22 protein-coding genes, 1 pseudogene and 2 riboswitches are annotated in these 24,068 nt (G+C 37.4%); of the genes and pseudogenes, 15 read left to right on the plus strand and 8 right to left on the minus strand.

Features of this window, described 5'->3' with window-relative positions:
• The first annotated feature begins 207 nt into the window (after positions 1–207).
• The 3 genes from MHH51_RS07680 to MHH51_RS07690 all read left to right on the plus strand — a co-directional run bounded on the left by MHH51_RS07680 (position 208) and on the right by MHH51_RS07690 (position 4,088).
• Entirely contained in the window at positions 208–1,680 is a 1,473-nt protein-coding gene (locus tag MHH51_RS07680; RefSeq protein ID WP_339285367.1) for an ABC transporter permease, read from the plus strand.
• A 175-nt stretch (positions 1,681–1,855) separates the two neighbouring features.
• Positions 1,856–2,527, plus strand: coding sequence for an ABC transporter ATP-binding protein (locus MHH51_RS07685; RefSeq protein ID WP_339285369.1), 672 nt, complete (start codon positions 1,856–1,858; stop codon positions 2,525–2,527).
• Positions 2,520–4,088, plus strand: coding sequence for a PASTA domain-containing protein (locus MHH51_RS07690; protein ID WP_339285371.1), 1,569 nt, complete (start codon positions 2,520–2,522; stop codon positions 4,086–4,088). Before MHH51_RS07685 ends, MHH51_RS07690 begins: the two co-directional genes overlap by 8 nt.
• A gap of 174 nt (positions 4,089–4,262) precedes the next feature.
• On the opposite strand, the gene MHH51_RS07695 is transcribed toward MHH51_RS07690, so the two are convergent.
• Positions 4,263–4,625 carry a YxeA family protein gene (locus MHH51_RS07695; protein WP_339285373.1) on the minus strand — a complete coding sequence of 121 codons (363 nt, stop codon included), beginning with the start codon at positions 4,623–4,625 and terminating at the stop codon, positions 4,263–4,265.
• A 189-nt stretch (positions 4,626–4,814) separates the two neighbouring features.
• Here MHH51_RS07695 and MHH51_RS07700 point away from each other — a divergent pair, with 189 nt between their 5' ends.
• The 5 genes from MHH51_RS07700 to MHH51_RS07720 all read left to right on the plus strand — a co-directional run bounded on the left by MHH51_RS07700 (position 4,815) and on the right by MHH51_RS07720 (position 9,759).
• Entirely contained in the window at positions 4,815–5,513 is a 699-nt protein-coding gene (locus MHH51_RS07700; RefSeq protein WP_339285374.1) for a response regulator transcription factor, read from the plus strand.
• Positions 5,514–5,537: 24 nt separating this feature from the next.
• Complete coding sequence (locus tag MHH51_RS07705; protein WP_156987304.1) at positions 5,538–5,975, plus strand: GNAT family N-acetyltransferase; 438 nt, start codon at positions 5,538–5,540, stop codon at positions 5,973–5,975.
• A gap of 57 nt (positions 5,976–6,032) precedes the next feature.
• Positions 6,033–7,034: a sensor histidine kinase gene (locus tag MHH51_RS07710; protein ID WP_339285377.1), complete on the plus strand. Its 1,002-nt coding sequence runs from the start codon at positions 6,033–6,035 to the stop codon at positions 7,032–7,034.
• Positions 7,035–7,121: 87 nt separating this feature from the next.
• Positions 7,122–7,886: an ABC transporter ATP-binding protein gene (locus tag MHH51_RS07715; RefSeq protein ID WP_147209800.1), complete on the plus strand. Its 765-nt coding sequence runs from the start codon at positions 7,122–7,124 to the stop codon at positions 7,884–7,886.
• Positions 7,861–9,759: an ABC transporter permease gene (locus MHH51_RS07720; protein ID WP_339285379.1), complete on the plus strand. Its 1,899-nt coding sequence runs from the start codon at positions 7,861–7,863 to the stop codon at positions 9,757–9,759. The genes MHH51_RS07715 and MHH51_RS07720 overlap by 26 nt, the downstream gene beginning before the upstream one ends.
• Before the next feature lie 69 nt (positions 9,760–9,828).
• On the opposite strand, the gene MHH51_RS07725 is transcribed toward MHH51_RS07720, so the two are convergent.
• Together MHH51_RS07725 and MHH51_RS07730 are read right to left on the minus strand one after the other, a co-directional pair.
• On the minus strand, positions 9,829–10,470 hold the full coding sequence (locus MHH51_RS07725; RefSeq protein ID WP_339285381.1) for an alpha/beta fold hydrolase: 642 nt from the start codon (positions 10,468–10,470) through the stop codon (positions 9,829–9,831).
• Between the two features lie 198 nt (positions 10,471–10,668).
• Entirely contained in the window at positions 10,669–11,511 is an 843-nt protein-coding gene (locus tag MHH51_RS07730; protein WP_339285383.1) for an N-acetylmuramoyl-L-alanine amidase, read from the minus strand.
• 280 nt (positions 11,512–11,791) lie between these two features.
• Between MHH51_RS07730 and MHH51_RS07735 the strand changes: the two genes are divergently transcribed.
• On the plus strand, positions 11,792–12,370 hold the full coding sequence (locus MHH51_RS07735) for a TIGR00730 family Rossman fold protein (protein WP_147209796.1): 579 nt from the start codon (positions 11,792–11,794) through the stop codon (positions 12,368–12,370).
• A gap of 105 nt (positions 12,371–12,475) precedes the next feature.
• On the opposite strand, the gene MHH51_RS07740 is transcribed toward MHH51_RS07735, so the two are convergent.
• Positions 12,476–13,153: a cyclase family protein gene (locus tag MHH51_RS07740; RefSeq protein WP_339285385.1), complete on the minus strand. Its 678-nt coding sequence runs from the start codon at positions 13,151–13,153 to the stop codon at positions 12,476–12,478.
• Positions 13,154–13,409: 256 nt separating this feature from the next.
• Positions 13,410–13,510: riboswitch (purine riboswitch) on the plus strand.
• Between the two features lie 341 nt (positions 13,511–13,851).
• On the opposite strand from MHH51_RS07740, the gene MHH51_RS07745 reads away from it, so the two are divergent.
• The 3 genes from MHH51_RS07745 (at position 13,852) to MHH51_RS07755 (ending at position 17,598) form a co-directional block, all read left to right on the plus strand.
• Positions 13,852–15,156, plus strand: coding sequence for an NCS2 family permease (locus MHH51_RS07745; protein WP_147209794.1), 1,305 nt, complete (start codon positions 13,852–13,854; stop codon positions 15,154–15,156).
• 502 nt (positions 15,157–15,658) lie between these two features.
• Positions 15,659–16,321 (plus strand): YehR family protein, encoded by a 663-nt coding sequence (locus tag MHH51_RS07750; RefSeq protein ID WP_339285387.1) that lies wholly within the window; start codon positions 15,659–15,661, stop codon positions 16,319–16,321.
• 563 nt (positions 16,322–16,884) lie between these two features.
• Positions 16,885–17,598, plus strand: coding sequence for a gamma-glutamyl-gamma-aminobutyrate hydrolase family protein (locus tag MHH51_RS07755; protein ID WP_147209792.1), 714 nt, complete (start codon positions 16,885–16,887; stop codon positions 17,596–17,598).
• Positions 17,599–17,743: 145 nt separating this feature from the next.
• Here the strand turns inward: MHH51_RS07755 and MHH51_RS07760 are convergent, their stop codons facing one another.
• The 3 genes from MHH51_RS07760 to msrA form a co-directional block, all read right to left on the minus strand.
• The gene (locus tag MHH51_RS07760; RefSeq protein WP_339285389.1) at positions 17,744–18,349 is read right to left on the minus strand and encodes a GNAT family N-acetyltransferase; all 606 of its coding nucleotides are present in this window, start codon (positions 18,347–18,349) and stop codon (positions 17,744–17,746) included.
• Between the two features lie 106 nt (positions 18,350–18,455).
• Entirely contained in the window at positions 18,456–18,899 is a 444-nt protein-coding gene (locus MHH51_RS07765) for an SRPBCC domain-containing protein (RefSeq protein WP_339285390.1), read from the minus strand.
• A 29-nt stretch (positions 18,900–18,928) separates the two neighbouring features.
• Positions 18,929–19,453 carry a peptide-methionine (S)-S-oxide reductase MsrA gene (msrA, locus tag MHH51_RS07770; RefSeq protein ID WP_156987292.1) on the minus strand — a complete coding sequence of 175 codons (525 nt, stop codon included), beginning with the start codon at positions 19,451–19,453 and terminating at the stop codon, positions 18,929–18,931.
• A 95-nt stretch (positions 19,454–19,548) separates the two neighbouring features.
• On the opposite strand from msrA, the gene MHH51_RS07775 reads away from it, so the two are divergent.
• Entirely contained in the window at positions 19,549–20,106 is a 558-nt protein-coding gene (locus MHH51_RS07775; protein ID WP_339285392.1) for an MOSC domain-containing protein, read from the plus strand.
• Positions 20,107–20,657: 551 nt separating this feature from the next.
• On the opposite strand, the gene MHH51_RS07780 is transcribed toward MHH51_RS07775, so the two are convergent.
• The gene (locus MHH51_RS07780) at positions 20,658–21,188 is read right to left on the minus strand and encodes a DUF4269 domain-containing protein (protein WP_147209787.1); all 531 of its coding nucleotides are present in this window, start codon (positions 21,186–21,188) and stop codon (positions 20,658–20,660) included.
• 375 nt (positions 21,189–21,563) lie between these two features.
• Here MHH51_RS07780 and MHH51_RS07785 point away from each other — a divergent pair.
• A pseudogene (locus tag MHH51_RS07785) lies at positions 21,564–22,672 on the plus strand (transposase); the annotation flags it as partial.
• Between the two features lie 348 nt (positions 22,673–23,020).
• A complete protein-coding gene (locus tag MHH51_RS07790) occupies positions 23,021–23,614 on the plus strand; it encodes a DUF2179 domain-containing protein (RefSeq protein WP_339285395.1) in 594 nt (197 codons plus the stop codon).
• A gap of 85 nt (positions 23,615–23,699) precedes the next feature.
• A riboswitch (purine riboswitch) is annotated at positions 23,700–23,800 on the plus strand.
• Positions 23,801–24,068 lie beyond the last annotated feature (268 nt).

Below are 24,068 nucleotides of genomic sequence, written 5' to 3' on the forward strand. Positions count from 1 at the left end.
TAGATTACTATTGTATTTCTATTATATTACGAATATAATACATTTAAATGTGTGTCTTAATGTATTAATACAGTATGACAAAAATGAATAATTAGAATGAGGTGAGCGGCTCCATTAGAGAGAGAATTTGGATAGTTACATTGAAAAACATGTAATATTTATCCTTTAAAAGAAGTCGTTGTCATTATTTAGTTGAGGGGGTCAGTAATGAATTTTATCAAGCGTGGGTTTTTAGGAATTACAAGAAAAAAAGGAAAGTCTTTAATTTTATTGGCAGTTATTTTTATTTTAGGGAATTTAATATCCGGTGCTATTTCCATTCAGCAGGCAACTGGAAATGTGGAGTCCACTATTAAAGAGAGACTTGGAACTGCAGCAACAATTGATATTGATTATGATGAATGGGACGCAATGTCTGAATCAGAGCTGGAATCATTAGAGATGGAAGAAATCAGTGTAGATTTAATTAAACAAATTGGTGAGCTTTCTTATGTGAAATATTATGATTACAGTATGTCTACCTGGTTGGGATCAGAGAGTGTAGAGAGCTACCATGATGAAGAATCGGATGTCGACTATATAGTTGAAGGTCCAAGTACGGATTTCAGACTGAAGGGGATTAACTACGCCCCGGTAATTGATTTTGAAGAGGGAAAAGCGGAGTTAGCAGATGGCCGTGTATTTACAGATGATGAGATTGAAAAAGGTACCTCTGTGGCAATTATTTCTCAAAAACTGGCAGATGAAAATAGTTTGAATGTAGGAGATACCTTCACTTTAGCGAATGATGTATATACGTATGACGAAGAAACTGGCGAGGATGATATCGTTAACTCCCGTGATGTTGTATTGGAGATAATTGGATTATTTGAACCTTCAGAAGCGAAGAAAGAAACGGATGAAAATTCAGATAGTGACATGATGATTCTTACGGATGATATGGATTATCACAATACAGTATATGTTCCTAATGAAATTGTAATTGATGAAACGCAATTTAACTGGGAAGAGTATCTGAAGGCCGATGAAGAACTTGCTGAGATGATGGAAGGGGAAGACGAATCATTTGAATACTATGAACCTATCTATTATTTGAATAATCCGGAAGACATTGAAGCATTTACAGAAGAAGTAAAACCATTACTGCCTGAGCTTTATTCAGTAATCAGTGCAAGTGACCAGTACGACAATATTGCCGGACCGATAGAATCGATGTCGAAATTAGCGAAATATGTTTTAATTGTTGCGGTAATTGCAACTGTGTTGATTACTGGTTTAGTAGTTTTACTGTTTTTACGGGACCGCAAACGTGAATTGGGCATTTACTTATCTCTGGGAGAGAAAAGAAGCCGGGTTGTCGGACAGATTTTAATTGAAGTGATGGTCGTTGCCGTCATTGGTATTACCTTATCGCTATTCAGCGGAAACCTTCTCGCACAGCAGGTATCCGATACAATGATGAAAGCCGATGATAACCAAGATGAGTACTTTGAAGAATATTACTACGAAGGTATTAATACGGATTTGACAGCAGAGGATGTTATGGATTCCTATGAAGTAACGCTTAATTCCAGTTATGTTCTGGGCTTCTATGGTGTTGGTCTGGTAACAATCTTAATTTCAACAATTATTCCGCTTATATATATTGTAAGGCTGAATCCAAAGAAAATACTGATGTAATAGAGGTTGTTCAAAAAGTTCAATAAAAATGACACATCGAATTTCTGCGTTAGCTTGCTTTTCCGTTGCTCATGTATTAAAAGCATACATTCCGCTACTCAAAGCTACGCTGCCTTGAACTTCTCGGTCCTTTTTACCGCCCTTTTTGAACACATATTTGTAGAGAGGTGAAATGATGATATTAGAAGCGAAGGATTTAAATTATTATTATCAGGATGGCGAACAGCGCCGTTATATATTAAAGGATACATCAATCTCTTTTGAAAAGGGAAAGTTTTATACGATTTTGGGGCAGTCCGGATCTGGAAAAACCACCTTGCTATCATTGCTCAGTGCCTTGGATTCACCGCATAGCGGAGAGGTATTATTTAACGGAGATGATATTAAGAAAATTGGGTACGAAAAGTATCGCCGCAATAATGTCGGAATTATTTTCCAAAGCTATAATCTGGTTCCGACTTTCACAGCTGTTGAAAATGTACTGGTTCCGATGTCTATTACAGAAAATGAAATTCCGGAAGATACAAAAACAGTTGCCTATAACTTACTGGATTACATCGGTATTGTGAAAAACAAAGCTGATCGCCTTGTGAACAGACTTTCCGGGGGAGAACAGCAGCGTGTGGCTATTGCTCGCGCTCTGGCAACCAATGTAGAATTAATTCTTGCCGATGAGCCGACAGGAAATCTTGATGAAGAGATGGAGCAGGAAATCATTGAAATCTTTAAGAAATTGGCACATGAACATGGGAAATGTGTCATTGTGGTAACTCACTCCAATGAAATTGCCCTGCAGTCTGACCGGGCTTTCCGTTTGAGGAAGGGTGTACTGACTTCTTATGAGTGATTTTTTATCAAAATTTAATAAAGACAAATATGATGATCTGGTGAACGAAAAAGAAGACAAGGAAATAAATAATAAGGAAGAAAAGAAAGCTGAGAAGCAGGAAGAAAAGGAACCACAGCAGAAGCAGGAGGAACAAGCTTCTGCTGTGGAAAAGGAAGAAGCCGTACATAAGCGTGAGACCACCCCGGTTTCTGAACCTGTCTCCTCCAGAAGCAGCCGCCGGCAGGATGCAGAAGAGGAAGTGGAGATTGATTTGGATTACCGAAGGAAGAAAAAACTGCGGATGTGGCTGATTATTGCAGGGTCTGTTTTAGCTTGTCTATTGATTTTCTTCATTTATTATATGCTTGTTCATGTAAAGGTTGAAAATTTTGTAGACCAGCCAGTTTCGGAAGTCCGTGCCTGGGCCGGCGAGAATGATGTCGAGGTTGAATTAGAGCAGGAGTACAGTATGGAATATGATGCGAATCAGGTTATTTCGCAAAGCGTAGCTGAAGGTGACAGAATTAGAAAAGGGAAAGCATTGAAATTAACCAGCAGTTTAGGTGCAGACCCGGAAGAGATTATTCCGCTTGCTGATTTTTCAGAAATGACCCAGGAGGAAGCACAGACCTGGATTGATGAAAATAAGGCAGAAAATCTGCAGATGGTGACAGAATATAGTGATGATATAGAAGCTGGAGACTTTATCAAATTTTCCATCAAGGATAGCAATATTGCAGAATCAGAATATAAGCGCAAAGATAGTGCAGCTGTTTATTATTCAAAAGGGGAAGAGGTTTTTGAGAAGAATATTACCATCCCTGATTTTACTGGAGTTGCTAAAGAAGAAGTGGAAAAATGGGCAGAAAAGAATGAAGTCGAGATGACCTATGAAGAGGCTGATTCTGACAGTGTTGAAGAAGGAAATATTATCAGTCAAAGTGAAGCCGCAGACGAAAAAATTGCGAAGAGAGATAAGATGGAAGTTGTTGTATCTGCAGGTAAAGCTGTAATCGTTCCAAGCTTTTCTGGATTAACTGCAGAAGAGGCAGCCATGAATTATCCGGATTTAAATGTGACGGTGAAGCATGCTTTTCACGCTGATGTTGCCTATGGATCGCTTATTTCACAATCTGTTGAACCGGATACGAAGCTGACGAACAAAGATGATAAGAGTGTTACCGTTACGTATTCGCAGGGCAGACCATATTTACATGATTTCCGCGGCCAATCAGAAGGTGATTTGCCAAAATTGTTCTATGAGCAATATAAATCAAAGGGTGCTGATATTAACTATATTGTGAAGTATGTTGATTCATCAGAACTAAAGGGAACAGTCGTTGATATGGGTGTATTTAATGAATTTGTACCGATGACTTATACAGTAGAGGTCAGAATTAGTAATAATGCTTCTGCACCGCCTAATCCGCCAGATTTTAGTGAAGGACCGGAAAATATCTATCCGGAGTCTGGTGCAGGTGAAGATGTGGGACAAGAAGAGCTTGATCCAGAGCCTGGAGCAGAAGAATCTCAAGATTTATTGGAAGATGGAGAAAATCTTGAAGTAGATGAGAAGTAAGAGAGAAGCAGTTATTGAGCTGAATTTTTCATAAAGCACATATGCAGATAAATGATATAATAGGAGTATTCCCTTAAGAGGGAGATACTCCTGTTTTTTTAGGATATTATCCGTAATTCCTAATTCAAAAATGGTTCTAGCTATTTTTATCTTCTTGACTATTACCTCTTGTTTTTAATTCAGTTGCAATAAAGGATTTTCTGGAATATCCTCTTCCAAAACTTCTATCCAGCCCTTTCCATAGCTGCCCGATGCATCCATACGTAGAAAAGCGTTCGGCCGCAGTTCTTTGTTCATCACTTTTGTAATTTGCTGTTCATCGCCTTCTTCGTTATAGCCTAAAAAGACATATTTATATTTCCCGTTCCACAGCTTTTCGTAATTATCTTCTGACGTTTCTACGTAATAGGTTTCTACAGGGTGCTGTAATAACCAGTCTGTCAATGGAATAATGCCGGCAGTGGTTTTTTGGATGGCTACTGCTGCAATTGTTAATATAATGAGGATCGCAATTAACCCCTTTACTCCTTTTTTCATAAAATAGCACTCCTTTTTCACTTTTTATTCTTAACTTTATTGTAAAGAAGGAGGCAGGCTATAAAAATCGTTTATTCTTACAGTTACCTTACATATTTGTAAGGTGAAAATGCTTCCTCTATTTTTGTGGTTCATTTCAAACTATGCAATAATTATTAAAAACAAAGTGTACATAAAAGGGGAATAAAGATGCAAACCATTATGATAGTAGAAGACGATCCGAAGATTTCGAGGCACTTACAGGATTATATCGAAAAATATGGCTATCAAGTATCTTTTGTTACGGATTTTGAGCGAATTATGGATGTTTTTCAAAAGGCCGAACCTGATTTAGTGCTTTTAGATATTAATTTACCAAGCTATGATGGCTTTTATTGGTGCAGACAAATCCGCAAAGAATCTACCTGCCCGGTGATTTTTATTTCAGCTCGGACAGGAGAAATGGATCAGGTAATGGCGCTCGAGAACGGAGGCGATGACTTTATAACTAAACCGTTCAGTGCAGAAATTGTGATGGCTAAAATACGAAGCCAGCTGCGCCGTGCTTATGGAGAATATGCGCAGGATGTCAAAGAACGCTTTTTGGAGGTAGAAGACCTGAAGCTTTTACCTGAACGTTTGGAATTAACTTTTGCTGGAAAAGATACGTTTTTATCTAAAAAAGAAGCAGATATCATCGAAACGTTAATGAACCGTTATCCGCGTGTTGCCGGCAGGGAAGATTTGCTGGAAAAGCTGTGGGATGACCAGACCTATGTAGATGAAAATACGTTAAACGTTAATATAACAAGAGTACGAAAAAAGCTGCAGTCTGTCGGAATTGAGGACGGTGTTGAAACGGTCAGAGGTGTTGGTTACCGCCTGAAAAGTATGCGTAATAAAGAATGATGTAATTAAAAAGGGAGTGTTAACATGCAATTTAAAACTGTTGAAGAATGCGATTTACTTACATGCAGTAAACTGTTTTTAAATGTTTTTAATGAGGAACCGTGGAATGATAAATGGACATTAGAAAAAGCGCAACAATACTTATCAGATTTTTATCAGACTCCAGGATTTTTAGGTGTGTCCGCAGTTGAAAATAACGAGATAGTCGGATTTATTTTCGGAGTACGGCGGGTATGGTGGAGCGGTGATGAGTTTTTTATTAATGAGATGTGTGTGAACACAAATCAGCAGAATAAAGGAATTGGGAAAGCGCTCATGGATTATTTGAAGGAAATAATAGGTTCAAATGAGGTTGCGACTATTTCTCTTTTAACCGACAGAGGAATACCTGCAGAAGAATTTTATAAAAGAAATGGATTTAAGGAAATTGAGAGGCTTGTATTTTTAAGCAGTGATGTATAAATAGAAAAAGATATTTATTACGATTAAAAATGTCTCATGGTACAAAGGAGATTTGCAATGAAGCTATTTTTAAAGGAACATGCTCTGCTGATTGCTCTCAACATATTGCAATTTGCTTCCATTTTGATTATTTATTGGCTGGATGGTTATCGGAATCTGCTGCCGGCTTTATATGCGATTTTTATCGGCTTCTTTTTTCTTACCTGCTATCTTTTTTACCAATATTTCAGTCGGCGAACGTTTTATCAGCGTTTAAGCAGACCTTTAGAAACACTGGATGAATCACTTCAAAAGCACGATCAGCACCCGGTTTCGGATGCTTTGAATGAACTTTTACGGAGTCAATATAAACATTATAAGCAGCAAATAAATAAGATTGGAAAGGAAAGGGAGGAACATCTTAAACTGATGGATCATTGGGTGCATCAAATGAAAACACCTATCTCTGTGATTGAGCTTACTGCACAGAATCTGGACGAGCCGGATTCCTCCAGTATCAGAGAGGAAACTGAGCGGATGAAATCAGGTTTAAATACGATTCTTTATATGGCAAGGCTGCGGACAATTGAGCAGGATTTTCATATCAAGCCAATCTATCTGGAAGCATTGGTGCACGAGGTGAACGGAGAAAATAAAAGATTTTACATACGTAATAAAGTCTATCCTAAGGTGGAAGAAAGAACAGGAGGGCTGACTGTACAGACAGATGAAAAGTGGCTTTTCTTTATTTTAACCCAGCTTGTCTTAAATGCAGTAAAGTACTCAGCTGGAAAAAGCAATTCGATTCTTATCTCTATCTATGAAAGAGAAAAAGAAGCAATATTGGAAGTGCAGGATTTTGGAGTAGGGATTCCGGAAGAAGATAAGAAACGCATTTTTGATGCATTTTACACTGGAGAAAATGGCAGGAAATTCAGAGAATCTACCGGGATGGGGCTGTATTTGATAAAAGAGGCAGTGGAGTACCTTCATCATCGCATTGAATTTGAATCACAGGTTGGAGATGGTACAACATTTCGGGTTATTTTTTCAGAGACGCAAAACCTTACAACAATGTAAGGTAACTGAAAGGAATTTCGATAGTTTCTTCCTTAAGAACAGCGATATACTAAGGTTACATTAAATGATAAGAAAGGAAGTATTTTTATGCTGAAAGTAAGACAGGTCAGTAAAGTATATGAAGGAAAGGTTTCCTATCGTGCATTGTCAGATATTAATTTAATCGTAGAGGACAATGAATTTGTAGGGATTATGGGGCCTTCTGGAAGCGGTAAAACAACATTATTGAATATGATTGCTACGATTGATGAACCGACTACAGGTGAAATTTTAATAAATGGAAAGGATCCGCATCGTCTGAAAAAGGAAAAGCTGGCGCAATTCCGCAGACGGGAGTTAGGGTTTGTCTTTCAGGATTTTAATTTGCTTCATACCTTGACCGTGGAAGAAAATATGGTGCTGCCATTAACACTTGACGGTAAAAAGGTAAGTGAAATGAAGGAAAAAGCAAAGAACATCGCTGCAAAGCTGGGAATAACAGAAATAATGAATAAAAGAACGTATGAAATCTCTGGGGGACAAGCGCAGAGAGCAGCTGTTGCCAGGGCAATGATTCACACGCCGAAGCTGCTTTTAGCGGATGAGCCGACAGGAAATCTGGATTCAAAATCCTCCAAAGATGTGATGGAAATGCTGGAATCCATTAATGAAAAGGAAAAAACAACGATGCTTTTGGTAACACATGACCCACAGGCTGCGAGTTATTGTAATCGCGTTGTGTTTATCCGGGATGGGAAGTTTTATTCAGAAATTCACCGCGGAGATAACCGGCAGGCGTTTTTCCAGAAGATAATTGACACACTCTCATTAATGGGAGGGGATTCCAATGACTTTTCGTCAGTTCGCGTTTAATAATGTCATCCGGAATAAACGGCTGTATGCTGCTTATTTTTTGACCAGCCTTTTTACAGTAATGGTATTTTTTACATTTTCTATATTTGCTTCTCACCCGCAGCTGACTGGGAATAATATGGATTCCTATGTCAGCTTTGGGATGAATGTGGCTGCAGGGATTATCTATGTATTCTCCTTTTTCTTTGTACTTTATTCGATGAGTTCTTTCTTACAATCACGGAAAAAAGAATTCGGATTATTGATGATGCAAGGGATGAGCATGAAGCAGATCCGCTCAATGGTATTCTTGGAGAATATGTTTATTGGCCTGCTGGCTACAATCGGCGGTATTGGGTTAGGACTGGTTTTTTCAAAAGGTATTTTATTGATTGCAGAAAATGTGCTTATTATTGATAATGAACTGCCTTTCTATTTTCCAACGCAGCCAATTCTGCTGACTTTTGGCTGTTTTATGGTGTTGTTTTTCCTGATTTCTTTATTTGTATCCTACGTTCTGAGGAGCCGGAAATTGATCGATTTAATCAAAGGCGATAAAAAGTCAAAAGGAGAGCCGAAAGCCAATCTATTTTTAACCATTTTGGCAGTTCTTTTACTTGGAACTGGATATGCGGTTGCTTTGACAGTAGATGGATTAAAGGTGATTGTCGCAATGGTACCGGTTATCCTTGTTGTCATTATTGGCACATATCTTCTGTTTACGCAATTAAGTGTATTTATTATCCGGCGATTAAAGAAGAATGAGAATGTTTTCTGGTATAAAACAAATATGATATTGCTGTCAGATCTTTCTTTTAGAATGAAGGATAATGCAAGATCTTTTTTCTTAGTAGCAATTATTTCTACCGTAGCTTTTAGTGCCATCGGTTCGTTGTATGGTTTTCAATCTTTCCTTACCGCTGGAATAAAACAGGCGCATCAAACTACTATTTCCTATCAAGACTATGATACTGGAAATGAGGAAGCAAATGTTTCATATATTGATGAAACGCTGCAGGAAGCAAATATTGACATGGATAAGGACCAAATAACGCTTCATTACTATGAAGTGTCTGATGAATCGCGAGTCTTTATTACAAAGGAATCCGATTATAACCGAATTGCCGATTTAAGTGATAATGAAACTCTCCAGATAGAAGATGGGTCTCCTGTTTTGGTAAGCCCAGAAATGATTTTGCTTAGTAGTGGCGGAGACAATTCAGGTACAGATGAAGCGGATATACTAAAAGATGCGGTGCTTGAATTGGATGAAAATAATACATTAGAGCCGGCACAGTTGGTATTATCCAATGTATTGCCTTCTATTACAAAGTACTATGTTGTTTCTGATCATGATTTTGAGAGCTTGCCCGAATCTGCGGCGGAGGAAAATTACTATGCTTGGCAGGAAGCAGAGGATAATGAGATTCCTTTACAGATAGCAGAAAAATTAGATGAGAAATTATCTACAGAAGGAATTAGCATAGGTCAGTATGAAGAATATGCAGTAAATAAAGCTTATGGTCCAATTCTTTTTGTCGGCTTATTTATTGGTATTGTCTTTTTCGTATCAGCAGGAAGCTTTCTTTATTTCCGGCTCTACTCCGATTTAGATGAAGATAAGAAAAAATTCCAGGCAATAACGAAAATGGGGCTGACAGATAAAGAATTAAAGAAGGTATTAAACAGACAAACAGCACTTCTTTTCTTTGCTCCAATAGCAGTTGCACTGGTTCATGGAGCAATAGCATTAACTTCGCTGTCCCATATGTTTTTCTACAGTCTGGTAAAGGAATCAGCTATGGTTCTGGGACTGTTCTTAATCATACAGATTGTGTATTTCTTTATTGTCCGTTTTTATTATATCAGGCAGGTTAAACAGGCGCTGCGATAATGGCTTTTGTATAAAAGGAAGGCTTCATAAAAGTGGTGAACTTGATAGACTCCACTTTATGAAGCCTTTTTAAAATGGGGATGATGCTGTCTGATTCCAAAAAATTTTAATTATTTCTCCCAGTCCTTCCGGATTATCTACATTTGCTTCATGCCCGGCCTGTTTAATAATTTCCAGTTTTGCACCATTGATTAGGCTGCTTAATTGTTCAGCTGCTTTTCTATTTGGTTTATCTTTTTCTCCACACAGAATAAGGGTTGGACAGGATATATCCGATAATTGATGGCTGAAATCTAATTTCTTCATAGATGAGGTTAATTGAATCACATCCTTTTTAGGTAAGCCCATTTTTTGAAACATAGAATTGGGCAGTATTTGAAAAATACCATTTTGCACGGAGAGAAGAAACCGAGGCATTGTGTATTGTGCGGCAACTAAAATAAGAGAGTTCACTTTTTCTGGGCGGTCAATTGCGTAATTTAAGGAAAGAATTGCGCCTAAGGAAAGGCCGCAAAGCTGAATTGGGCCATTGAAACTTTCACAATAATCGAAAAAAAGATGATACAGATTATGATAGTCCACTTTGCTGCCTTCAAGTAATGAAAATAAGTCAGGTGAAACAACTTGTTGTGTATCCATATCTATGTACTCTATTGTTTTTTGCCAGCTGGAGGCATTTTGACCAAGACCGTGGACAAAGATATATGCCATTATTAAATCACTGCCCTTCTGTTACAGTAAGTTGCCTTTATAATAACATATAGACGATGATGCTGTATTTTTTATTCACAGTGATAAGGGCGGATATATATTTGAGCTTGAAGATTTTATAATAAATTTGCTGAATACATTCAATTAAGAGATATAATAATTATATATCCCCCCGCCATGAAGCAGGGGGATCCTCACTTATTCCACTCTCAAACGTGTACCTGGTTGAATAACGTCACTGGTCAATCCATTGAGGCTCTTAATCGCATTTACAGTTGTATTATATTGCTGGGCTATTCCCCAGAGAGTATCTCCTGACTTCACTGTATAATAAACAGCTCCACCGCTGCTGACAATCAATACCTGACCCGGATAAATCGTATCATTTGTTAATCCATTTAAATTTTTCAATTGCTGCACAGTCAGATTATGGGCTTGGGCAATACTCCAAAGTGTATCTCCAGATTTAATAGTATACGTATTGCTGCCACCGCCAGATTTTCTTTTTAATCCAAGAGCCTGTGCAATTCCATTTGCATGCCCTGTGGCAATTCGGTTAAGATAGGCATCCGATTTTAATTTATTTGCATCAGCAACCGTGTCAATAAAGCCATTCTCTGTTAATACTGCCGGCATACTGGATTCACGCAGCACATGGAAATTCGCTCTTTTTTTACCGCGGTTTCTAAAGTCGACCTGCTTCATAATCTCTGCATGTACTTTATCACGGTACGTTAGTGTATTGTTAGATACACTTCCGTTATAGATATAATCCTCATATCCAGTGCCGCCGCCGGCGTTAATATGAATACTGACAAAATAATCAGCTCCCCAGCTGTTCGCATCATTTGTACGCTGCGTGAGACTCCGGGTCGTGTCGCTTGTCCTGCTCATACGAATACTATGACCTTCATAATCGCGGTTAAGGATATCTCTTGCTTTTAAAGCAATCGATAAAGTGACATTTTTCTCCTGCAAACCATTTCCGGCTGCTCCCGGGTCAGTACCGCCATGTCCAGGATCAAGATAAATTTTAACCATAATAAAAATCCCCCTTAGAAGTTGGTATAAATAAGTGTTCAAAAGTAGTCAAAGTTTTTGGATGGGGCAAGTAACCGCAATCCCAAAATTAGAAGCAAGAAAGTCATTACCTCGCCGCTTATCATTTGAGCACTTTTTGAACATTCCTTATACTATTTTGTATTAAAAAAACAGCTTGCCCGTTTGGACCAGCTGCTTATGGAATAAGCTGATTTTGCTGTTGAATCGTTATTTTAAATTGTTTCCTTATGTTAGAATAGGATGGGGAAGGAGAAATGTTATGAATATTGCTGTATATTGTGGTGCAAGCCTTGGAAGTAATACAGCTTACCAAGATGCAGCACAGAAGGTTGGAAAATGGATAGCTGAAAAGAATAATACGCTGGTATATGGCGGGGGAAAAGCAGGATTAATGGGTGTGGTTGCCGATGAAGTTCTGGCAAATAACGGTGAAGTTATTGGGATCATTCCTGATTTTCTGGTTGAAAGAGAATTAAGCCATGCCAATCTGACAACATTAGAAATCGTTGATTCTATGTCCGTAAGAAAAAATAGAATGATTGCGTTAAGCGATTGCTACATAGCACTGCCTGGCGGACCGGGAACGCTCGAAGAAATTGCAGAGGTCATATCCTGGGCAAGAGTTGGTCAGAATCAAAATCCATGTATTCTTTTCAATCAAAATGGATACTATGACAGTCTTGCCAGATTTTATGATGAAATGGTAGAGAATGGGTTTTTATCCGTGCAAGATAGAGAGCGTATCTTATTCACGGATTCGCTGGAAGAGATAGAAGTATTTATCTCCGACTATACACCTCCTGAAGTAAGAAAATATACGGCACATTCACCGAGTTAAAGCATACTAAGTAATTATTTACTTCATCCAATTTGGAGGAAATCAATAAAATATACGAACTGTGGACAATGAGCACCTGTCTGTTGCAGACAGGTGCTCATTATTTTAGTCTTTCAGTTCAGCTAAAATCGTACAAGGACCGCTGTCCAAGCCTTTCAAGAGAAGTGGAAGAGCATATACACGTTCAATGCCGGTTAAGTCCTCATCTAATTTCATATCTTCAATAATTAAAATCGCCTGGTCATCCTTTCTGCCTAATCCAAGAACGGATTGATGAAACTCTACACCATGTGGATTGACATTCTGTGCGCCGGCAGCAGATGGAAGGTCCATACCAATTGCTTTTATATTTGAGAATTCCATAAGGAAATCCCCGGCATCTTTGGTGAAGCCTGGGTTATGCTGGCCATAACGGTAAGCGTCATCCCGATATTTATAGAAGCCGGTCCGGACAATAATTAGATCACAAGAACCTAATGCCTCAGAAAATACTTCTAAATCCTTTTTTGTTATTAACTCGTCATCGGATTTGGGAATATCTGCTACTAATACGCTTTCATAAACAAATGTGTCAATCGGATTTTCCCACAATTGCTTTCCTTCGGGATTAAAATGATTTGCACCATCCATATGTGTACCGCAGTGATTTATGGCCATATAAAATGATTGATTAAATACATCTCCATGATCTGTGGAAAACTGCGGCCACATACTGACCGGCGGATTCTCAGAAAAACGTGGTGTGTCAACACCCAGTGGATAAGATAGAGCAATTCTGCGCATTTTTTATGGCTCCTTTCAAAATAAAATAAGTTGTTTTTTTAATGAATAGATTGCAGAAACAATGCGGCAGATAACGAGCTTATTCTGTATCCCATTCATTAAAATAATCGTACTATTAAATTTAGAAAATTTCAACTTTTAGTAGATTGTCGTTAGAATTTTTGCGCATTGATGTCTAACAACGAATGTTAAAGGTATAAAATATGGTTTTTGTTCGTGTTTTATTGACAAATTTTGTGCAGATTAGTAATATTATAATGTGAACTTAATAGAAATGCGTATAATTTCGGGGATAAGGCCCAGAGTTTCTACCAGACTGCCGTAAATAGTCTGACTACGCAGCAGAACTAACCTTAAATTTTCAATATCTGTCTTGAAAATGAGGATTATTATCTGCTGCTCCAATAGAAACTCTTAAGCTATTTAAGAGTTTTTTTGCACTGTATAAAAGTATAACATTCCAGCGGATCTTTTTTGGGGGAGTAATCGCTGCCCTGATTCAGCAGAGTTCTTAAGATTATAGTACAGATGCAGATAAAGCATTCCTATTGCTTTTTTAGGATTGGATTGCTAAATCTACTTTATGGCATAAGCACTATTTAAATAGCACATACTAGAGCTTATTCTATAAAATTTATGGAGCTTTTCTAGATAAGAGAACATTCAAAAAGACCGGTAAAAATGGAGGAAAAGAATTCATGAGTAAATATTTTGAATTTGACAAACTGGGAACTAATTTTCGAACAGAGTTTATAGCTGGTTTAACAACTTTTTTAGCTATGGCTTATATTTTATTTGTTAACCCGAGTATCCTGGGAGAAGCGGGTATGGATCAGGAGGCAGTATTTGCTGCGACAGCAATTGCGGCTGCTTTTGGTTCCATTATTATGGGAGTTCTTGCTAAATATCCTGTAGCACTTGCGCCAGGTATGGGATTAAATGCATTTTTTACTTATACAGTAGTAATTGGTTTTGGTGTCCCTTGGGAAACAGCACTTGCAGGTGTTTTAGCTTCAGGAATTATTTTTATTGGTTTAACTTTAACAGGAATCCGTGAAATTATTATTAATGCAATTCCGCCAAGCTTAAAGATGGCAGTGGGAGCTGGTATTGGTTTATTTATTGCATTTATCGGATTGAAAAATGCGCAAATTGTTCAAGCGGATCCGTCTACAATTATTGCGCTTGGTGATTTAACATCTCCACCGGTTTTATTAGCGATTTTTGGAATTGTTATTTCCGTTGTTTTGATCACTGTAGGTGTTAAAGCGGGGATTTTTTATGGGATGATTATCAGTTCCATTGTCGGTATGATTTTTGGTCTGATTCCAGTGCCATCCGGCATTAGTGGAATTGTAAGCAGTGCCCCGAGTCTGGCGCCGACATTCGGCCAAGCTTTTATTCATTTTGATCAGATTTTTACGATGCAGATGCTTATTGTTATTTTGACATTTTTATTTGTTAATTTCTTTGATACAGCAGGAACATTGGTTGCTGTTGCGACAAAAGCAGGACTGATGAAGGATAATAAATTACCAAGAGCAGGTAAAGCGCTCTTTGCAGATGCTTCTGCCAGTGTAGTAGGGGCTGCTGTCGGTACATCTACGACAACATCCTTTGTGGAATCCACTTCAGGTGTAAGTGTAGGCGGGCGTTCAGGATTCACAGCTGTTGTCACAGGCTGTCTGTTCCTGTTAGCTTTGTTCTTCTCTCCATTACTAAGTGTTGTAACGAATGAAGTAACTGCGCCGGCATTGATTATTGTCGGAGTATTAATGGCCAGCAGCTTAAAGGATATCCCATGGGATAAATTTGAGATTGCTGTACCAGCTTTCTTTACAGTGCTGATGATGCCAGTAACTGCCAGCATCGCAACTGGTATTGCCATCGGGTTTATATTCTATCCAATTACAATGCTTGTAAAAGGAAGAGCGAAGGAAGTTCATCCGATTATGTATGTATTATTTGTTGTCTTTGCATTGTATTTTATCTTTTTAACCTAAAAATAAATATGCAGTTGAAGAGAGGGGAGTGTAGTACATTCTCCTCTTTAAGTTTAGATAGATATGGGAAATCACTATTTTGTCAGTTTAGTTATCTGTAAAATATTTGTTTTATTAAACTGACTACATAGGTAATCACAGTATGTACTCTTGGTCATTGTTGTTAAGAGATAATACGAGCAAGGACTAGCTTGTAAACGTATTTTGTTACATTAATAAGTTCAATTTATATAACTAAAGGATTGTTTTGTGGAATAGGAAAAAAGGATTATTTTATAATTCCTCCGGGGAAGCAGTAAGTTAAATTATACTAATATAGAAGAAATTAAATAATTACAGATTAATTAATAGGAAAAATGGTACAATTCTAAATTTAGTATGCCTTTTTAAGCAGTAAGTTTAAAGACTTTGACCTATTGAAAACCTTCCAAGATTTTCATATGATTATGAAATAGTATTAACAATGCTATTGTTAACTTCAGAGGAGAAAGGAAGAGCAGAAATGAAAAAATGGCTGATGCTATGTATGGCACTACTTCTAAGTGTTGCTTTGGTTGCTTGTGGTTCTGATAATTCAGACGAGGATAAGGATACTAAAGATAATGAGAGCACTGAGGACACAGCAGAAGGAACAACAGATAACGAAGAGGATACAGAAGAGGGTGCCGCAGCAGAAGATGAAGAAGCTGATGAAGAGGCAGCTACAGATTCAGAAGAAAATGCTGGTTCAGAAAATGACGCAGCTGCCGAGTCACAAGATTTTGACTTTGATCCAAATGGTGAAAACACAGTTACGCTTCAATTTGAACAGGCAGGTGTTATTGTAAAACTTACTTATAAAGCGGATGGCGATATGGTCTATGAACAAACTGCAAATAATGAAATGCCTTATTCCGCATTAGGAGTTTCTACACCAGAAGAAGCAGAAGAAATAATGGCAGAAACTGCTGAAGGTTTTCAAGACATACAAGGAGTAACACATAACTTTGAATATCTTGATGATAAAGTCGTTGAAACATTAACGGTAAATTACGATGAAGCTGATGTGAACGAAGTAAGCCAATTGACAGGATCTGAATTTGAAGGAGATTTAAGCGGTGGTGTAAGTCTACAGCAATCTGTTCAGATGCTTCAGGCACAAGGCTATGAAATTGTTGAAGAATAATTTGCATAGAAATTATTAAGAAAAAGACACTTTTTTGATTATGGATTACTTTCTGTAGATTAGATAAGTGAAAAAATTTACTACAGCCTGGCTCTGTTATTTTTTAACGGTGTCAGGCTGTTTTATTTTTTAGAATTTTCTCCTGTAAGTAATTGAGGATACGAAATTGATACATAGAACAGGACTTAACTAATAAAGGCTATAGGCAGAATAAGTATAAAATTATTCTATAGAGACAAATGAACTTCCAAAAAGTAATACGTATATTACGGTTCAGGAAGGCTAATATTTAACAATACAAGATATGACTATTGATACAAATTAAATAAAAAATCTCTCTTTCCATTTTGGTCAAGGAGATTTTTTATTAATAGCGTATTTATTTTCAGGAAATCAATGTTTACTATTTGAAAAAGACTTAATTTTCTTTTAATATCTGATATAAATAAGAGGTACGAAATACAGTGCCAATGTATAGAATACACCAAAAAGTAAAGCTGGATAGTAATTATAATACTGTTATCACTTGTGCAACAGCAACAAAATCATAAGGAGGCAATGAAATGAAGCCAATTATTGGAGTAACAGCATCGATGGAAGCAGATGGAACGGAATATAAGATGCACCTGCGAAATATAAGGGCTATTGAACAAGCTGGAGGCATCCCGGTTATTCTGCCGTATTATAGTGATTATCAGGAAATAGCTGTATTGCTTGATAAAATGGATGGCCTCTATCTGCCGGGCGGCTATGATATTGACCCATCTTTATTTCAAGAAGAGCCAAACCCGAATCTCGGTACTATTATTCCAGAAAGAGATCGATTAGAGAAGGAAGTTATCACATATTTTTTAGAGAAGGATAAGCCGATACTGGGAGTTTGCAGAGGATGTCAAATTTTAAATGTTGTGACGGGAGGAGCTATGTATCAGGATTTAGATTCACAATATCCGAAGCAGCTAATTCAGCATACTCAAAAAGCAGCATTCCACCATCGTTCACATACTGTCAAAATAGTCAGTGCTTCTTTATTGGAAAAGCTGGTTCAGACGGAGAAAATCAGGGTAAACAGCTACCATCATCAGGCAAACCGCTCTCTAGGCAAAGATTTTATGGTCTCCGCTGCAGCAGATGATGGTGTTATGGAGGCATTTGAAAGTAAAATACATCGCTTTGTTTTAGGGGTGCAGTGGCATCCAGAAGGCTTGATTCATCTTTCAGATGATCCATCACTGGCTATTTATCAAGGCTTTATTGAGGCTTGTAAAGATAAATAGATTACTGTTATAGGAATGTTTAATGGGAGTTGCTTGTATAGAATAGCAGGCACAAATTGTCTTAGATACTATTTTAGAAAAGTATCTTACAGGCGGCCTCAGCAGATTCTAGAGTGCTGAGGTTACCTGTGTAATAACTTTTATATTAGACACTTTTGATGCTGCCGTTTTCATTCAATGCTTTAATATAGCAGACACACTGATGCTTTCTCTGAACACCGGAAAACTGTTTAAGGTTTTCTCCGGTGTAATGTGAGAAAACAGATACAGGGAAGAGCTGTTCTGTAGCAGACTGGAAATGGCTTTTGATTTCATTTCCTTCTAAATAAATATGATAATAAGAATCGGTCATTGTAAAGTTCATTTTCTCATACCAATTTTGAACCCATGTATCATCTCGTGTCCAAGCTTCAAGGTAATTCAATTTTCGGGTCTTTGCAATTTTCTCTGCCTCATTCAACAGTGCTTGCCCAACCCCTTGCCGAGAATAATCGGGATGTACTGCAATATGCCATATCATTCCTCCTAAACCACTGTTACGGGAGCAAACCGTCCCTTCCTTGGTCTCATACTCTATATCAATTAGCCCTGCTATTTTTCCTTCGATTTCAGCGACAATTTCAATAGACGGAAACGCATAGGATTCTTTTTCCTGAAGAACATTATCAAAATAAGCTGTTTCTAAAAAGGCAAGTACGCGGCAATGAAGCCAACCTTTTTCGTCAGCTGGAGTATATGCTCTGATTTTCATATTTTCCCCACTTTCCAAGCTTCAGTGATTTTTGGTCGTAATAATATAAAAAGAGAGACCTTCCAAAATATCAATTATCAGGTCTCTGTAAAGATTTCATTCTGTATTAAACTGTTTCACTTTCGGCTAAAGATTTAATTACTTTAGAAGACTCTTTTGCAAAGTCCACGGATGCTTCGTAGTAATTTTTCCCTTGTTCCAAAAGAGAGAAATCGCCAATTTCGATAAATAGTTTGGTGCTGCTTCCCGTATCTTCTAATAAATAGCGATAGGCAACTTCTCCTTGCTCAGGTTTGATTTTCCATCCTGTTCCATGTAAATCAATAATCAGCTCTTTTTCTTTTTCATCCTTAATAATGGTAGTGATAGACTGCTCTCCATTCGGTAAGTCCCAAAGCACCTTGCTGCCTTCTTGCATCGGCTCTTCAGGATAGTCCTCTGGAAGTTCATCCCATTGTGCTACATATTTAGGCAGTGTTAATATTTCCCAAACTCTTTCTGATGACGCGTTTATTAATATTTCTTCTGTAACAATCAGTTGTTTTTTCAATGGAACCCCTCCATATGATGTTTTGAAGTCTATGATTTCCAGTTTTCGGCAATAAATTCATCACGGCCTGATTTAGCACGGTCTTCTTCGTATTCTGTCTTACTTTTTTTATAAAAATCCTGATGATAATCTTCAGCAGGGTAGAAAACAGATGCTGCTTTAATTTCTGTCACAATTGGTCTAGCAAATCGGCCGCTGTCCGCCAGTGTCTGCTTTGCTTTTTCAGCAAGCTCTTTCTGCTCTTCATTATGATAAAAGATGGCAGTTCTATATTGCTCGCCTCTATCCTGAAATTGCCCGTCTGGATCTGTCGGATCGATTTGTGGCCAATATAGGTCAAGAATCGTCTGGTAATTGATAAGAGAATCATCATAGGTAATCTCCACTGCTTCATAGTGTCCTGTATTCCCTTGCTTGACTTGTTCATAAGCAGGATTATCTAAATGTCCGCCTGTATAGCCTGATATAACCTGGTGTACGCCGTCCCATTGATCAAAAGGCTTCACCATACACCAGAAGCAGCCTCCGGCAAATGTTGCTTTTTGTATTGTCATGTTCATCCCCCTTTAGGCTTTTCAAATGTCACGATAGTTTGTAGAATGAAATTAATATAACATATTTCAGTATTTTTTAGAAATAAGGTGACATCATGGAAGAACCATTTGTACATAGGATTTTTAATAATAAACAGAATGAAATAAAAAATAGTATGTTTTTATCGAGACTTGGTTTTGCAAAAGAGAATCCGGACAAAAAGATAGCTATTTATGATAAATGTATTTTTGCTTTTCCGATTAGGCATTACAATGAACCAGGTATAGATAAATTATTTACAAAACGTGCAGGAGAAAAGAAGGAAAATCTTTCTGTTTTGGAAATGGACGAGTATTCAGTATTTATTGGTGATATTTATCAATTTGGGAAAGCTGTTATCCAGGTTTCTCAGCCTGGAACGGTATCGCAGAGAGAGATGGAAAATGGATTGAAAACAGGCTGGTATTTCCGGGTGCTCGAGGAAGGCAAAATTCAGCCGGAGAGCGATTTACAACTGATAGAGCGCCCCAACTCAAAGTGGTCCATTGCAGCTTGTAATGAAATAATGTATCTGGATCGTGATAATTTATGGGGAGCAGATGAACTGTTTCATTGCACAGATTTAGGGATCGTTTGGAGGAAGACATTGAGAAAGAGATTGAGAGGGTTCTAGAAAGGCAGGTTGCTTTAACACAGCATTTGGAATCATTATTCTTAGAAGCAGCACTTGCAGGAGTAGACGCTGTTTCGTCATTTATCATAGCTGCCGCATTATCGCGAGTTAATGGGGTTATTGCATATTAGAATAGCGTTCTATTAGAAAAGGAAGGTGAGAAATCCCCTTCTTTTTTAAAGAATAAGAAAGTATATAAAAATGCTGAAGAATAGCCGCTCCAGAAATACACTACGCTTTCCGTGGGCTTGAGCTCAGCCTCCTCGAAAAAAAGAGGAGGGCTTTTTTTTTCTGCGGGGTCTTCCCACTGCGCTTTCCCACAGGAGTCTACGTGTATTTCTTCTGGGACTGGGACTGCGATTACTCGCCCCACCGAAAATCATTGCGATTACTGGTCTCAACGAAGTGCTTTTTTTAAGATTCTCACATTAAGAATATAGGGTATTTAAAATTCTAAGCGGGGATGAAAAAAGCCTCCATTGAATAAAGTCTCATTTTATGTTCATAAGAGCATATAAAAGCGATTTGTCATGGATTTATTTCAAAAAAGATTAAATTATTTGTTTTCTTAGTCCATAATTTATTAAGGCTTCATAAGGGTCTCCTGTTAATTCAAGCATATGGCAAAACGCCTGCTCTGTCTTAAATCCTCGTTCTTTTAAAGCAATAATTTCACATCTCCAAGATGGGTTCGTATCCAGAAGATATTTTTCAATTACCATATGCAGATAAGCATATTGCTGCGTTACAGGCTGTGCTTGTCCAAATAATTCAAATTCAAAATTATCATAAATGAAATTTGCTTTTACTATCAATTTGCTTCTGATTATCTTCCGTTTAAGTTTGAATTGAGGGAAGGGCCCATAAAGAAAATTAATTTTATCTCCGAAACCGCTGAAATCATGAACCTCCATAATAATATCTAAATCAGAGGATGCTGTATCTATACTAAGTGGTATTGTTCCGCATAAAATTGGAGAGTATATTTTTAAATCCTCCATCATATTCAGCTGGTTAATCACTTTAAATGCTCTTCTTTGTTTTTCATTTCCGGACTTTAGATATTCCAGGTTTTTCAACATGTATTCCCACCTCGTTTATTAAGCTACAATGGAAAGCTGCGGTAACTCAAATATACCGGATCAGACTTTTTAAATAAAGTGTAAATATGGTCTAGCTGTTTATGGGAAATCATATGAATGAAGAAGAATCGTTTATAGAAGTTATGTTCTCTTGATCTTATGACCCTATCGGAAATTTTTAAACAAACATCTATCATTTCAGCCAAGAGGACTCCTTCCTCAAAAATTCCATCAGATGTTAGGTGGGAGGTGAATTGGCGGTTTTAATACTTCATCCATTTAGCTGTTAAGAAAATCTAAAGAAATATTTAACAACAGCATCAGCATACCATGAACAGCCCAAAAAAAGTTGTTAGCTACTTTCAGAATAGTGGTATTTCTTATCCTTTTTTGAATGCCTTGTTTAAATCGATGAAACAGACCGATTATCAATCCCTGCCAATCCAATCGAGTCAAGGCATCATGAGAACAGTTTTTCAAAACTGGAAAGCCTTTTATGGCAGTTTGCGTGCGTATAAAAAGAACCCGATAAAGTTCAAAGCAAGACCTAACATACCGTCATATTGTCGTTTCAAAGAAAAGGAAGTATCCTTTTCGAACCAGGATTGTGTGGTAAAAGAAAACAAATTCTTGAAGTTTCCTAAAACAAAATTGTGTTTGAACACTGGGAAATTAGGTTATTCGGAGGAGAAACTTAAGCAGGTTCGGGTGATTCCGAGGTATGGCCATTATGTTGTGGAGTTAGTTTTTCAGGTTCCTATAAAAGTTGAGAAAAAAGAATCCAAAAATCGTATTTTGGGTGTTGATCTAGGTATTGATAACCTAGCAACCATCGTCACGAATACCGGCAAAAAAGCCGTCTTAGTGAAGGGCAAAAACGTCAAATCCGTCAATCAACGCTTTAATCAGCTAAAAGCTTATTATATGGGTATCCTTCGACAAGGAAACCAAGCCAACGAAGGTACCTTTACATCCAAACGTTTGGAAAAAATCAGTCATCAACGATTTCTTCAAATCAAAGATCTCTTTCATAAAGCCAGTTTTCAAATCGTAAAAATAGCTTTAGAAGAGGACATTGATACGATTATTATTAAACAGAATAAAGAGTGAAACAACACGCCGCTATGGGGAAAAGGAATAACCAATCCTTTATCGTCATCCCGCATACCCTGCTTATTCAAATGATCACATACAAAGCAGAGAAGCATGGGATAACCGTGTTGTTGACAGAGGAATCTTATACGTCGAAGGCAAGCTTTCTCGATAACGATGACATCCCGGTTTATGGTCAGAAGAATAAAAACGCTGTATTTTCAGGGAAGCGTATCAAACGTGACCTTTACCTTTCAAAAAACAGGGAACGTATCAATGCAGATGTAAATGGCGCTGCAAATATCATACGGAAAGTTTTCGAAGATGCGTTTCATCACAGCTTTTCCAATATCGAGGCTTTACGAAGACCGGTACCTTTAATCATAAAATAAAAGTAGTCTCAGGAGGCAGGACCAATGGGATAGCGGGGTTGGGTGTTTTCAGCACACCGATGTGTCAACTCCACTGGAGGTTAATCGTCATCTTGAAAGTCGACACTCCAGAAACCCACACTTCAAATTTCGATAAAAATGAAGTGGCGGGAGTATTCATACAATATTTTCTTATAGCGTCATTTAATAGAATTGTGATAAATTAAAGTCACCCTATTTTACGTAGGACAGGAACGACGTGTTTTATTTTAGAAAAAAAAGGGAATTATTCACAAGATATGATATCTTATTGGATGTGCTTTTCTTCTGTTTGAAGTGATATTTTATGAAGTAAAAGGGGGAATCAATATGTTAGAGAATGCGCTCATAATGCTGGCAATTATATTTACCGTTAATGTCTTATATGTATCACTCATGACGATTCGTATGATTTTGACATTAAAGGGCAGAACGTATATTGCTGCATTTGTGAGTATGTTTGAGATTGTTATTTATGTTGTAGGGCTGGGGTTAGTATTAGACAACCTGGATCAGATTCAAAATCTGATTGCTTATGCCATTGGTTTCGCAACTGGTTTAATTATTGGTTCCAAAATTGAAGAGAAGCTTGCACTTGGGTATATCACCGTGAATGTTGTTTCCGCAAATCCGGATTTAAAGTTTACACAGCGTCTACGCGAAAAAGGATATGGTGTAACAAGCTGGTCATCCTATGGAATGGATGGAGACAGGCTTTCTGTTCAAATTTTAACACCTAGAAAATATGAGTTAAACTTGTATCAGGCAATTCATGAAATAGACCCGAAAGCATTTATTATTTCCTATGAGCCAAAACGGATTCATGGCGGCTTCTGGGTGAAACAAGTCCGTAAAGGAAAGCTGATGCGAAAAGAGAATAAAACAAAAGAAAAATCACAAAATGAAAGTCAACAGAGAGATTAATTATCAAAAACCGAACATTAATTAAATGTAAAGCTTAAATTGTTCGACATTATCTTGCATTTTTCTATTTTATTTGGTATGCTAAAGCCAACAATTGAAAATGCCTCATATATACTTGAGAATATGGCTCAAAAGTTTCTACCCGGCACCGTAAATGACCGGACTATGAGGGAGGATGAGCTGCTGTTTTAATGAACAGCAGATGTTGAATGATGCTTATAAAAAAGGATGTTCAAAAGTCCGATTAATCACATTTTGAATCTCTTTTAAACCAAGTCTATTCATCTTCCCTTATGGGAGATGAATGGACTTTTTTAATTTTTTAACACTTTTGTTAATTGTGAATTACCTTTGAGATAAAAAATGTTGGCAATGTGGACGATTAAAAATACGGTGTTTTTGGCAACAGGCAGATACAAATCAATTTTTAAATGTTTCAACCAAAAACCGAACT

Origin of the sequence: Oceanobacillus sp. FSL K6-3682 (assembly GCF_037976165.1) — a bacterium.
Lineage (GTDB): Bacteria > Bacillota > Bacilli > Bacillales > Amphibacillaceae > Oceanobacillus > Oceanobacillus sojae.

What these genes read in the sequence shown, in the direction of transcription:
- MHH51_RS07750 (WP_339285387.1), top strand. Translation starts at nt 15,659, where the DNA reads ATGAAAAAATGGCTGATGCTATGTATGGCACTACTTCTAAGTGTTGCT.
- MHH51_RS07685 (WP_339285369.1), top strand. Translation starts at nt 1,856, where the DNA reads ATGATATTAGAAGCGAAGGATTTAAATTATTATTATCAGGATGGCGAA.
- MHH51_RS07760 (WP_339285389.1), bottom strand. Translation starts at nt 18,349, where the DNA reads ATGAAAATCAGAGCATATACTCCAGCTGACGAAAAAGGTTGGCTTCAT.
- MHH51_RS07730 (WP_339285383.1), bottom strand. Translation starts at nt 11,511, where the DNA reads ATGGTTAAAATTTATCTTGATCCTGGACATGGCGGTACTGACCCGGGA.
- MHH51_RS07680 (WP_339285367.1), top strand. Translation starts at nt 208, where the DNA reads ATGAATTTTATCAAGCGTGGGTTTTTAGGAATTACAAGAAAAAAAGGA.
- MHH51_RS07710 (WP_339285377.1), top strand. Translation starts at nt 6,033, where the DNA reads ATGAAGCTATTTTTAAAGGAACATGCTCTGCTGATTGCTCTCAACATA.
- MHH51_RS07690 (WP_339285371.1), top strand. Translation starts at nt 2,520, where the DNA reads ATGAGTGATTTTTTATCAAAATTTAATAAAGACAAATATGATGATCTG.
- MHH51_RS07720 (WP_339285379.1), top strand. Translation starts at nt 7,861, where the DNA reads ATGACTTTTCGTCAGTTCGCGTTTAATAATGTCATCCGGAATAAACGG.
- MHH51_RS07695 (WP_339285373.1), bottom strand. Translation starts at nt 4,625, where the DNA reads ATGAAAAAAGGAGTAAAGGGGTTAATTGCGATCCTCATTATATTAACA.
- MHH51_RS07725 (WP_339285381.1), bottom strand. Translation starts at nt 10,470, where the DNA reads ATGGCATATATCTTTGTCCACGGTCTTGGTCAAAATGCCTCCAGCTGG.
- MHH51_RS07790 (WP_339285395.1), top strand. Translation starts at nt 23,021, where the DNA reads ATGTTAGAGAATGCGCTCATAATGCTGGCAATTATATTTACCGTTAAT.
- MHH51_RS07705 (WP_156987304.1), top strand. Translation starts at nt 5,538, where the DNA reads ATGCAATTTAAAACTGTTGAAGAATGCGATTTACTTACATGCAGTAAA.
- MHH51_RS07745 (WP_147209794.1), top strand. Translation starts at nt 13,852, where the DNA reads ATGAGTAAATATTTTGAATTTGACAAACTGGGAACTAATTTTCGAACA.
- MHH51_RS07735 (WP_147209796.1), top strand. Translation starts at nt 11,792, where the DNA reads ATGAATATTGCTGTATATTGTGGTGCAAGCCTTGGAAGTAATACAGCT.
- MHH51_RS07740 (WP_339285385.1), bottom strand. Translation starts at nt 13,153, where the DNA reads ATGCGCAGAATTGCTCTATCTTATCCACTGGGTGTTGACACACCACGT.
- MHH51_RS07775 (WP_339285392.1), top strand. Translation starts at nt 19,549, where the DNA reads ATGGAAGAACCATTTGTACATAGGATTTTTAATAATAAACAGAATGAA.
- MHH51_RS07755 (WP_147209792.1), top strand. Translation starts at nt 16,885, where the DNA reads ATGAAGCCAATTATTGGAGTAACAGCATCGATGGAAGCAGATGGAACG.
- MHH51_RS07700 (WP_339285374.1), top strand. Translation starts at nt 4,815, where the DNA reads ATGCAAACCATTATGATAGTAGAAGACGATCCGAAGATTTCGAGGCAC.
- MHH51_RS07780 (WP_147209787.1), bottom strand. Translation starts at nt 21,188, where the DNA reads ATGTTGAAAAACCTGGAATATCTAAAGTCCGGAAATGAAAAACAAAGA.
- msrA (WP_156987292.1), bottom strand. Translation starts at nt 19,453, where the DNA reads ATGACAATACAAAAAGCAACATTTGCCGGAGGCTGCTTCTGGTGTATG.
- MHH51_RS07715 (WP_147209800.1), top strand. Translation starts at nt 7,122, where the DNA reads ATGCTGAAAGTAAGACAGGTCAGTAAAGTATATGAAGGAAAGGTTTCC.